Below are 9,993 nucleotides of genomic sequence, written 5' to 3' on the forward strand. Positions count from 1 at the left end.
ATCCGAGGAGGAATCCACACATGGCTAAGATGACGGATAAAGTAGCAATCGTAACAGGTGCCGGCGGCGGTATGGGTAAAGCTGACGCTCTTCTTTTAGCCAAAGAAGGTGCCAAAGTTGTCGTAACCGACATTCAGGAGGACAAGGTTCAGGAAGTCGTCCAAGAAATTAAAGCAAACGGCGGCGAAGCCATCGGTTTTAAACATAATGTTGCGTCCGAGGATGAATGGATCAAGGTTGTCGATGAAGCAATTAAAGCTTTCGGTAAAATCGACGTCCTCGTGAATAACGCGGGAATCTCCGCCGCAACTCCAATGCTGGAAATGACCGTTGAGCAATTCGAGAGAGTGATGTCCATCAACCTGACAGGAACTTTCCTGGGTCAAAAGCATGTTATTCCTCATATGAAAAATAACGGCGGGGGTTCCATCGTGAACATTTCTTCCATTGCCGGCCTGACAGGCGGAAGCGGTGCAGGCGCATATACCGCAAGTAAAGGCGCTGTTCGCCTGCTAACCAAAGCAACGGCTGTAGACTTCGCGAAAGATAACATTCGCTGCAATTCCGTTCACCCTGGCTTCATCCGCACACCGATGACGGTTGATATGATGGAAGACGAGAAAATGAGAGGCTGGTTCCTTTCGATGACTCCGCTGCCCCGTCTTGGCGAAGCAGAGGATATCGCGAAGGCTGTTCTGTTCCTGGCATCCGATGAATCTTCTTACATTACAGGCGTTGAACTCCCGGTGGACGGCGGATATTCCGCGAAATAACCGTCCTCCGACTTGAAGGAACCGTCTATTACTGGAAGGCAGGGCACTCTCATCTCAAGATGAGGGTGTCCTTTTTGCGTCAAACTTGATACGATTAGGAAAAGACAGGTTTCTTTTTTATCAAGAAGAAAAATCGCGGAGGATTGTACAGATGTACTCGTTTTTCAGCGGAATCAGTTCATATTTGAGTGAACCTTTTCTAGCGGCTTCCAGGTCGGATGTGGCCTTGATTGCAGCCTTATTCTTAGGCTTTATCGGATCTGTCGCGCCTTGCCAGTTATCGGCTAATGTTGCGGTTATTACGTATTTCGGCAAAAAGCAGGCTCAGGGCCGGATGTCCGGTGCAGAGGTTCTTCTATACATTACGGGGAAAATTGTTCTTTTCAGCCTGCTGGGCTGTTTATTCTGGCTGCTAGGCAATCCGGTTTCGAGAGAGCTGATCCCGCTGTTTGAATATGCGAGGAAGTTGCAGGGGCCTCTGCTTGTTTTAATCGGCTTGTTTATGCTGGGATTGTTCCGATTGCCTTTCGGACTGGGGACGCGTTTCACGGCATCTTTGGAACAGGCGGCAAGACGTGCCGGAGCAAGAACCGGAGCCTTCCTGATGGGAATGGCCTTCTCGCTTGGTTTCTGCCCGACCATGTTCGTCTTGTTCTTCGGCATGCTAATGCCAATGGCGGTTCAGTCTGCCTATGGAGCAGTCCTGCCCTCTGTATTTGCGGCCGGCACCGCCATGCCTTTCCTCTTGTTCTTGGCGCTTACCGTCGGTTTCGGAGCAGACCGCATGCTAATGCGCAAGGCCAAGAGATGGGGAGGGATTGTACAGAAGCTGGCCGGGCTTCTGTTTCTCCTTCTCGGCATCAGCGATACGATGACTTACTGGGCTGACTGATTCACAGAGTTAATGCTGGGGGACTTGCAGCACCTTCCTATAGAATAGAAGCATCTTTTGATGTTCGTGAAAACAACAAAAACGTTTGTACAGCTGCCGGGGCAGACTTTGTACAAACGTTTTTGATTTTGCGGACTACTTCTCATACCCATCCCAGCGCCCGGAATACTTGAGCGGTTATGAATGTGACTGCAATCGCAATCGCCAGAGGGATAACAGCTGACAGCACTGTCCATTTGGTACTTTTCGTTTCCTTATAGATGTTGAAAAGTGTAGTGCCGCACGGGTAATGGAGCAGCGAGAACAGCATCATATTCAGAGCTGTCAGCCATGTCCATCCATGCTGGAGGAAGAGATCTTTGATATTATCCAATCCGTCCGCATCTACCATAGCCCCTGACGACATGTAGCCCATGAGCAGGATCGGCAGTACGATTTCGTTGGCTGGCAGGCCGAGGACGAAGGCCATGATAATGTAGCCGTCGAGTCCGATCATATGGGCGAACGGATCGAAGAAAGCAGCAATATGGGCCAGTACACTCGTACCCGAAATCATAATATTTCCCAGGATCCAGGTCAGAATACCGGCGGGAGCGGCAACGATGACAGCCCGCTTCAGAACATTCCACGATTTATCTCTGGTGGCGAGCAGAATCGTTTTGAACATTTGCGGCCGGCGGTAAGGCGGAAGTTCCAGTGTATAGTGAGTAGGAACGCCGCGCAGTGCAGTCTTGGACAAGACCCAAGATACCGTCAGGGTGACCGCGATCCCGAACATGACAATGCCCATTACGACCATGGCTGTGACGAATGTATGAAGCCCTCCTACGGTGCCGATTGCCATGAACAAGGAAGACAACAGAATCAGGGTCGGCCAGCGTCCGTTGCAGGGCACGAAATTGTTCGTCAGGATGGCCAGCATCCGCTCGCGCGGAGACTCGATGATCCTTGTAGACATAATCGCGGCGGCGTTACAGCCGAAGCCCATAGACATGGTGAGAGCCTGCTTGCCGTGCCCGCCCGATTTTTTGAACAGACGGTCCATATTAAAAGCTACACGCGGCAAGTAACCGAAGTTCTCAAGCAAAGCAAAAATCGGAAAGAAGATGAGCATCGGAGGCAGCATCACACTGATAACCCAGGAAGTTCCGCGGAAGAACCCGAGAACCAGAATCCCATGGAGCCAGGCAGGGGCGTGAAGCGCCTCGAATCCGGCTGTCAGATACCCTTCGATGATCCCGAAGAAATCCGCAATCCATCCCGAAGGAACGTTTGCACCCGCAATGGTGATCCAGAAGATTGCTCCAAGTATAGCCAGCATGATGGGGAAGCCCCAGAGCTTGGAGGTCAATACCTTATCCAGCTTGTGAGTGTTAGCCAGCTTCTGTTTGTCTCTGACCTTGACCGCATCGCTGCAGATTTCGCGGCTTGTTCTATAAATGTCGCTGACAATACCGTCCCGGATGTCTGTTCCGTGTGCTGCGCTCCGGGCCGCTTCCAGCAAGGAATCGAGCGGATCCGGCGAGTTAGTGGCAAGCGGTGCGGCCATAGCTGACAACCTCCTGTTCCGGGCGGATGCCCTCTTCGTTCATCCGTGCTTTGATGGAGGAGAGGAGGTTCTCGTCTCCGTCAAGCAGCCGCAGAGCAACCCAGCGGGAAGGAAAGCGGGTTCCCAGGATGCAGCGTACTTGAGGCTCCAGTTCAGCCAGCTGCCGCTCTGTTTCATCGCTGTAACGCACCTTCAAGGGCTGGGGCACAAGGATACCTGCAGCCACCTTCTCGACCAGATCCAGAAGCGGAGGAATTCCTTGTCTGCTGCGGGCGGATATAGCGGCAACCGGAACACCGAGCTTCCGGCTGATTTTGTCCAGATCAATGTCAATGCCGAGTTTCTCCGCTTCATCCATCAGGTTAATGCACACGACTACCCGGTGGGTCATTTCAAGTACCTGCAGCGCCAGATTCAAGTTTCGCTCCAAAGAAGTGGCATCCAGAACGACAATCGTTACATCCGGCTGTTCAAAAATAATATAGTCGCGCGCGGTTTCTTCATCCGCTGAATTCGAATATAACGAGTACGTACCGGGTAAATCAATGATTCTGAAGGAAGAGCTGTTATGAACAAATTCGCCTTCTGCCTTCACAACGGTCTTCCCTGCCCAGTTGCCTGTGTGTTGTCTCATACCCGTGAGGGTGTTGAACAGGGTACTTTTGCCTGTATTGGGGTTGCCGGCCAGTGCAATCGTATATGTGTTCATTCTGCATCCTCTCCTTCCAGCTCGCCGTAAATCAGGGAGCTTTCTTCTTTTCTGAGCGCAATTGTCGTACCGCTGATCCGGTAAGCGGTCGGGTCGCCCAGCGGGCTTTTCTGAATCACTTCCACGACATTGCCGGGTACAAAACCCAGATCCAGCAGCCTTCTGCGCATCACGCCTTGAATATCTATGCGGTTCAGTCTTATGCGACTTCCAATCTTAGCGTCAGATAAAGCTATCTCATACGAGACCATTCGAAACACCCCTATCTTTCCTATGGGACAATATGTTTGCTCTAGGCAAGTTTTATGCAAAACGAACTCTTCTGGCGTGTGGTTATAAGAGTAGTATATAAGAAAGAGTTTTTAGTTGTCAACAAAGTTTTTCTGTAGGGCAAAATTAGGCTTGGTAGAAATAACCTTGCAGGCAAAGCATGTTTGCCCGGACGAACGCCCGACCTTCATCTCACTCAAGTATATGTGCAGGTATAGGCAAAGAGTGCATGGGTTTAGCTGGAATATTGAAAAAAGAATACGCAGCAAAGGTGCAAGTAGTAGAGTAAATTTGTTTATTTCCAGTAATTGGAGGGGAAGGTTATAATAATGGAAGCGGTACCTTCTTACTGCTCTCGCAGGGAATGGCTTTGATGAAAGGAGAGATTCGGTGGGTAATTATTTTTCCGTTGGTATAATCGTTGTTTTGCTGGTTGTCGTCGGGGTGATGCTGATCTTACGGTCTAGATCGGTTACTAAACGTTTGAGCTTGCGGTGGTTAGGTTATTTACTCCTTATTATGGCGGTCTTTCTCATTGTCGTGGTATGGCTTGTGGCCACTGCGGATGAACACATTGCTGCAGGTATTTTATAAATTCATACTTGTAATCTCTTCTGTATTTGAAGCGGTCAGATCCGCCGTTTGTTTCGATCATAAATCTGTCATGACCTTATTCGTCCTTTCATTCACTTAAATCGTATTGGAGGCGTTTAGTATGGAGCATATGCATAGAATTCAAGTGGATCCGGTATCCATCCTTCTGATCGATGATCAAACCGGACATATTTTGCGGGCTATTCGATGGAATGAAATATTCCGCGTACATTATTCCAAACACGAGAATGAGCAGCAGTCCGCCAGGTGTCTCATTTTCGATTATGAATATGGGGAATACGTAGAAATCTGTGACAAGGCCACGGGATTCGATCATTTATTGGGAAGAATGGATGAAATTGTCCCTCTGGAGGGTACACTATGGAGCCATAAAATAAAGGAATGTGAGAATGGGAAGGTTACTACATTGTATGAGGCGGGATAAGAGGCTATAATTCTAATAGGACTATGTGCCGACATCGATTTTATACAAGCAGAGGGGTTAACGGAAATGGCAAAGAGAAAGAGCAAGGGCGATACGGAACTGAGCAAACTCGATTTTAGAGTAAAAGTATTACTGAAAGAATGGGCTGGTTTTAGCGGCTTTTACGGATATAAATCCATGGAATTCGATGAAATACTTGCACTAGTGAACACGAACGGATGGACCACAACGATTGACGCATCGGACCCGTCCGTAAGAATTGTGGAAATGGTCAAAGAGGACACCGTTAGAAAAGCAAAGTTCAGCCTGGATGACAAAGGCAGAGCCTTAAAGAATTATTAATCCTAGCGCCCGCGCTCTCTGGGAATGAAATGAGACTTCCAAATTTCCTTTGAAACTTGGGAGTTTTTTCGTGTTTGCCGGCATCCAATCTGATGCCCGTTGAAGCGGCTGCCATACAATTTGTATGATCGGGGAACGATAGTTTATATACCTGTTAAGAAGAAATGAACGGAGGAACTTCCATGTCCGTTACAATCGGGACTAAAATCGAAGCGATGAAGTTGATAAACGAAGGGAAGATGATTACGTTTCAGTCAGCAGAGGGAAAAGTTCAGTTAAGAAGAAAATCAAAAGGCGTGTATGAATCACTTTTGTTCCATACCGGTGAAGAAGAACCCGTTATCAAGAAAGTGAAGTTCCCGGAATTAGCGGCGATTCTTGAGCAGGCGGAAGAATGGTTCCTGACAGAGGAGTAGAGGAGGGATAGGGGTTTGAAACGGAGCATCCACGAAAAAAGGAGCTGGATGACTCCAGTCTCCTTCCTGTTCTTTACCATTTAATAATCTTTTCTGCTAGTAATGTAAGCGGAAACATGCCATTGCTGGGAAGTATCATAGAATTTGAAGTAGTTGTTAACAGGCTGGCTCAGCCCGTAAGCGGTACCGGGTATAGAGGAAGCCACTAAGACGGAGTTCTTGTAGATATCGAATTTGCCGAAAATCTGATCGTCCGTACTTGAACCGAAAGAGACCAACCGGAACTCGTACTCCGCATTGTTCGCATAAACCTTAGCGTTGAAGAAACCGCTGTCACCTGAGTTAAGAGGCAGATTGGTCCAGCTGATAATGACGTTACCTTTCGTAGCCGGATAAGAGGTTCCGTTATCCTTAATCCCGATCGGTTTCACGGACCAGATGCTATGTACACTGGTAGCAGGAGCAGCAGTTGCCCCAACAGAAAGACTCAGTGCAAGAACAGTCAGCATCAGCATGGTGAGTACCCACTTTTTCATTCTCATTATTTTCACCTCCTTCCTTTCTTGGGATCTTTTACTTATTGTATTACACCTCAGTATATTCCGTAAATGTAAATATATGACTCGTATGTGAAAGTGTTTGATTTTTCATGGCGAGTATCTGCAATCATTTTCCATATGCGGTTCTAAGGGCAGAGGAATGGACTTGGACAGAATAAAGAAACCAGGATGCGAGTAAGTAGAATAAATTGGAGATTCATCCGGAGATACTCGGCATGGACGAGTATTTCTTTATTCTGCAAGCGTTCTAAGAGACCTTTACAATCCATATTAGAGGGTCTAGACTTAGGAGTATTGCTTTGCGCACAGCATCAGGGAGGAGAAGCGGAATGGGGCGAATTAGACAGCTGGCGGGACGTGTAAACTCGATTCGTAACCGGATATTCTTCTCCATCCTGTTATTCTTGGTGCTTCCGTTCTTCCTTGCAAATTATTTGCTGGACAAGCCTCTGGAACGAGTCATTGAAAAGAAGATCGGGAGCTCGGCCCAAGACGCGCTTGTTCTGATGACCTTCAACTTGCAGCTGTTTCTGGAGGATATGCTGAACTCGGCCGTTAATATTTCGATCAATCCGGATATCAAAAAAATGCTTCAAACACCGGAAGCTCTTTCGCACTTTGAACGGCTGCGGTTAAACGACCAATACCTGAACAGGTCATTCAGTTCTTATTTTACAAACACCTATGTAACCCTTTTCGATAAGCATGGAAATTGGCACAGTACGCGTTACCTGGAAGAAAGCCTGTATCAGGACTATGTCTCTTCGGATTGGTATAAAAAAATGATAAACACGCCCTATCAGAATAAATGGATGTTCAACGATCAACAGTTTCTATATACGGACCGGAAGCCGATTATTTCGCTGGTCAAAACGATATCGGAGCTGCAGACGAATGAAATTTACGGCTTAATCGTGTTCAGCGTAACAGAAGAAGATATCCGTAAATATTTGACGGGACTTGAAGGCGAAGTATATCTCGTGGACAAGAATGGAACGATCGCCTCGAGTCCCCGCAAAGAAATGATCGGTAAAAGTGTGTCCCAGGAATCCTACATGCCGCAGCTCTGGAGCAAGAACAGCGGACAAGTCATTCTGGAGAAGGACGACGGGAAATGGATCGTCAATTTTGACACGGTAGACCTGAACGGCTGGCGAATTGTGCAGCTGGTTCCTTACGATACCATCTTTAAAGAAATTTTTGATTTGCGTAAAACGAATGCAGGCATCATATTCATGATCTTTGTGATATTCACGATTATTACGCTGTCGATCTCGTATGGGATATCCAGGCCGCTCAAGCTGCTCCGTAAGCGGATGCAGGTGCTGGAAGAAAAGGATTTCCATTCGGTCTTATCGGTCAGCGGTCCTAAAGAAATCTCCTCACTGATTGAGACGTATAATAAAATGGTGACGGAGATCCGCAAGCTTCTGCAAAGACTTAAAGAAGAGTACCAGCAGAAGGAAGATATGCGGTTCCGTGCGCTGCAAGCGCAAATAAACCCCCATTTTATATTGAATACGCTGAACAATATCAAATGGATGGCCTACATTCGCAATGATAAGGAAGTCGGCGATATGCTCTCTAATCTGGGAGGGATTCTCGAACAGAGCATCGGGCGCGGCGGCACCCTGATTCCGCTGCGGCAGGAAGTCGACTATATCGAGAATTACATTGAGCTGATGAAAATGAAATTTAGTGAGAGGCTTTCCGTGGAGATCCATATTCCGGATGAGCTCATGGATCAAGAAGTGATTAAGATCATGCTGCAGCCGATTATCGAGAACAGCCTGATGCACGGTATCGAACCGCTGTCTGGAACTGGTAGAATCGTCATCTCGGCTTCAATAGTGCAGGAGATGTTTCTACTGAAAGTGGAGGACAACGGAGTCGGTATTTCCCCTCATCGGCTGCAGGAGGTTAATGCGAGACTGTCGGAGCATTCGCAAGAATCGCCGCAGCGGATCGGCGTTAAGAATGTGCATGACCGTATTCGTCTGCAGTATGGAGAAGAATTTGGCATCCGAATCTTCAGCGAGTTAAGTGAAGGAACAACCGTTGAATTGTGGCTGCCTATTAAGAAAATGCGGGAAGTGAGTAGCGATGACCTTCAAAGTGATGCTGGTAGATGACGAGCTTCTGGTCCGCTTAGGGATCAAATCGTTGATTGAGTGGGAACAACACGGTTTTACGTACCTGGGAGACGCACCCGACGGCGAGAAAGCGCTTGAGCTGATGCAGCATGAGGCTCCGGACATTCTGTTGACAGACATTGTCATGCCCAGAATGAACGGTCTTGAACTCATTGACAGAGTGAAGCTGCTCTACCCGGATATGCTGATCATCGTACTCAGCAGTCATAATGAATTTGATTATGTACGCAAGGCGATGAAGCTCGGTGTCGAGGATTATATTCTGAAGACATCCCTGAAGCCGTCCGAGCTCCTGGATATTCTGGTAGAGACATCGAAGAAGATAGCAAGGAAGCGGGAACAGCCCGCAGTAGATCCGAATCAGGAGAGACGGGCGGTTTCCCGGGAAGAAGCTGCCGGCCGCAAGCTGAGCTTATGGCTGGCAAGATGTAACGGACAGGCTGGCGAACTTCAGGAGCAGTCCGAACCGGAGGAGGAGCTGCCGCCGGGCAGCTTCTTCCTGCTGCTTCAGCCGCAGCAGCTGCGCGAAGGAGTGCCGGAAGCGTCCGCGATGCAGATGCTGTCTCACCTCTTTCAGTCGGAGCTCGGTGATCTGCTGGCATGCGCGCCTTTGGAGACGGGGCATAAGCATGAAATGATTCTGCTGATCAACGGCCCGGCAGATCAAACGCCCGATCCGGCTCTTCTTGCCGCTAATCTGGCCAGCTCGTCGAACCGGCTGCTTGGCATAACGCTGAATGTTGCGGTCAGCGGTGCCTTTAGCAGCTGGCACGAATTCAGCAGAGCTTATGCGCAGGCGAGAGAAGAGATCTCTAATCATCGTGTCCGGGAAACGAACCGGGACGATATCAAACGTCTGCTGGATTACATGAAGGAGAACTACGCTCAAGATATTTCGCTTAAGCAAGCGGCGGAGATGATCAACATTAGCGAGAGTTACCTGAGTTATATTTTCAAGAAGGAAACCGGGACAGGCTTCACCGACTGTCTGAATATGCTCCGAATCGACAAGGCCGCGCACAGTCTGCTGCATACTCATCTGCCCATTTACGAGATTTCCCTTCAAGTGGGGTATGAGAATATTAATTATTTCGGGCGTATCTTCAAGAAAATCAAAGGCGTAAGTCCTCAGAAATACCGGAATCAATTTAAGTAATCGGATAGATGGAAAGAAAGAAAAGCCGGCTTTTCGGGACTGACCCCGTAATGTGAGACAAAACAAAACACCTTCAAGAAAATGCTTCATGTCGTAAGATATGGAGGACAACTTTGGAGGTGTTTTTGCATTGG

The 9,993-nt window shown here is 48.2% G+C and carries 11 protein-coding genes; 7 read left to right on the plus strand and 4 right to left on the minus strand.

The window, feature by feature from the left end; translation table 11 throughout:
* Positions 1 to 20: 20 nt before the first annotated feature.
* Positions 21 to 773 (plus strand): SDR family NAD(P)-dependent oxidoreductase, encoded by a 753-nt coding sequence (locus AR333_RS11600; RefSeq protein ID WP_068775525.1) that lies wholly within the window; start codon positions 21 to 23, stop codon positions 771 to 773.
* Positions 774 to 924: 151 nt separating this feature from the next.
* Positions 925 to 1,665 carry a sulfite exporter TauE/SafE family protein gene (locus tag AR333_RS11605; protein WP_068775526.1) on the plus strand — a complete coding sequence of 247 codons (741 nt, stop codon included), beginning with the start codon at positions 925 to 927 and terminating at the stop codon, positions 1,663 to 1,665.
* 142 nt (positions 1,666 to 1,807) lie between these two features.
* On the opposite strand, the gene AR333_RS11610 is transcribed toward AR333_RS11605, so the two are convergent.
* From AR333_RS11610 to AR333_RS11620, 3 genes are read right to left on the minus strand one after another with little or no spacing between them, the layout of a single operon-like run.
* A complete protein-coding gene (locus tag AR333_RS11610) occupies positions 1,808 to 3,214 on the minus strand; it encodes a nucleoside recognition domain-containing protein (RefSeq protein ID WP_068775527.1) in 1,407 nt (468 codons plus the stop codon).
* Complete coding sequence (locus AR333_RS11615; RefSeq protein ID WP_068775528.1) at positions 3,192 to 3,923, minus strand: FeoB small GTPase domain-containing protein; 732 nt, start codon at positions 3,921 to 3,923, stop codon at positions 3,192 to 3,194. The genes AR333_RS11610 and AR333_RS11615 overlap by 23 nt, the downstream gene beginning before the upstream one ends.
* Positions 3,920 to 4,174 carry a FeoA family protein gene (locus AR333_RS11620; RefSeq protein ID WP_068775529.1) on the minus strand — a complete coding sequence of 85 codons (255 nt, stop codon included), beginning with the start codon at positions 4,172 to 4,174 and terminating at the stop codon, positions 3,920 to 3,922. The genes AR333_RS11615 and AR333_RS11620 overlap by 4 nt, the downstream gene beginning before the upstream one ends.
* Positions 4,175 to 4,908: 734 nt before the next feature.
* Between AR333_RS11620 and AR333_RS11630 the strand changes: the two genes are divergently transcribed.
* From AR333_RS11630 to AR333_RS11640, 3 genes are all read left to right on the plus strand, one after another.
* Entirely contained in the window at positions 4,909 to 5,232 is a 324-nt protein-coding gene (locus AR333_RS11630; RefSeq protein WP_068775531.1) for a hypothetical protein, read from the plus strand.
* A 66-nt stretch (positions 5,233 to 5,298) separates the two neighbouring features.
* Positions 5,299 to 5,574, plus strand: a complete 276-nt coding sequence (locus AR333_RS11635) for a hypothetical protein (protein ID WP_068775532.1) — start codon at positions 5,299 to 5,301, stop codon at positions 5,572 to 5,574.
* Between the two features lie 182 nt (positions 5,575 to 5,756).
* Entirely contained in the window at positions 5,757 to 5,990 is a 234-nt protein-coding gene (locus tag AR333_RS11640) for a hypothetical protein (RefSeq protein ID WP_068775533.1), read from the plus strand.
* Positions 5,991 to 6,070: 80 nt separating this feature from the next.
* On the opposite strand, the gene AR333_RS11645 is transcribed toward AR333_RS11640, so the two are convergent.
* Positions 6,071 to 6,532, minus strand: a complete 462-nt coding sequence (locus tag AR333_RS11645; protein WP_068775534.1) for a hypothetical protein — start codon at positions 6,530 to 6,532, stop codon at positions 6,071 to 6,073.
* Positions 6,533 to 6,879: 347 nt separating this feature from the next.
* On the opposite strand from AR333_RS11645, the gene AR333_RS11650 reads away from it, so the two are divergent.
* Both AR333_RS11650 and AR333_RS11655 read left to right on the plus strand, forming a co-directional pair.
* Positions 6,880 to 8,682, plus strand: coding sequence for a sensor histidine kinase (locus tag AR333_RS11650; protein ID WP_068775535.1), 1,803 nt, complete (start codon positions 6,880 to 6,882; stop codon positions 8,680 to 8,682).
* Positions 8,654 to 9,859 carry a response regulator gene (locus AR333_RS11655; RefSeq protein WP_068775536.1) on the plus strand — a complete coding sequence of 402 codons (1,206 nt, stop codon included), beginning with the start codon at positions 8,654 to 8,656 and terminating at the stop codon, positions 9,857 to 9,859. Before AR333_RS11650 ends, AR333_RS11655 begins: the two co-directional genes overlap by 29 nt.
* The last annotated feature ends 134 nt before the right edge of the window (positions 9,860 to 9,993 follow it).

Source organism: Paenibacillus sp. FJAT-26967 (assembly GCF_001541095.1).
Lineage (GTDB): Bacteria > Bacillota > Bacilli > Paenibacillales > NBRC-103111 > Paenibacillus_F.

Bases quoted from the DNA above. Each gene is read 5' to 3' on its own strand.
- AR333_RS11615 (WP_068775528.1), bottom strand. From the start codon at position 3,923: ATGAACACATATACGATTGCACTGGCCGGCAACCCCAATACAGGCAAA.
- AR333_RS11635 (WP_068775532.1), top strand. From the start codon at position 5,299: ATGGCAAAGAGAAAGAGCAAGGGCGATACGGAACTGAGCAAACTCGAT.
- AR333_RS11610 (WP_068775527.1), bottom strand. From the start codon at position 3,214: ATGGCCGCACCGCTTGCCACTAACTCGCCGGATCCGCTCGATTCCTTG.
- AR333_RS11645 (WP_068775534.1), bottom strand. From the start codon at position 6,532: ATGAGAATGAAAAAGTGGGTACTCACCATGCTGATGCTGACTGTTCTT.
- AR333_RS11650 (WP_068775535.1), top strand. From the start codon at position 6,880: ATGGGGCGAATTAGACAGCTGGCGGGACGTGTAAACTCGATTCGTAAC.
- AR333_RS11600 (WP_068775525.1), top strand. From the start codon at position 21: ATGGCTAAGATGACGGATAAAGTAGCAATCGTAACAGGTGCCGGCGGC.
- AR333_RS11605 (WP_068775526.1), top strand. From the start codon at position 925: ATGTACTCGTTTTTCAGCGGAATCAGTTCATATTTGAGTGAACCTTTT.
- AR333_RS11655 (WP_068775536.1), top strand. From the start codon at position 8,654: ATGACCTTCAAAGTGATGCTGGTAGATGACGAGCTTCTGGTCCGCTTA.
- AR333_RS11640 (WP_068775533.1), top strand. From the start codon at position 5,757: ATGTCCGTTACAATCGGGACTAAAATCGAAGCGATGAAGTTGATAAAC.
- AR333_RS11630 (WP_068775531.1), top strand. From the start codon at position 4,909: ATGGAGCATATGCATAGAATTCAAGTGGATCCGGTATCCATCCTTCTG.
- AR333_RS11620 (WP_068775529.1), bottom strand. From the start codon at position 4,174: ATGGTCTCGTATGAGATAGCTTTATCTGACGCTAAGATTGGAAGTCGC.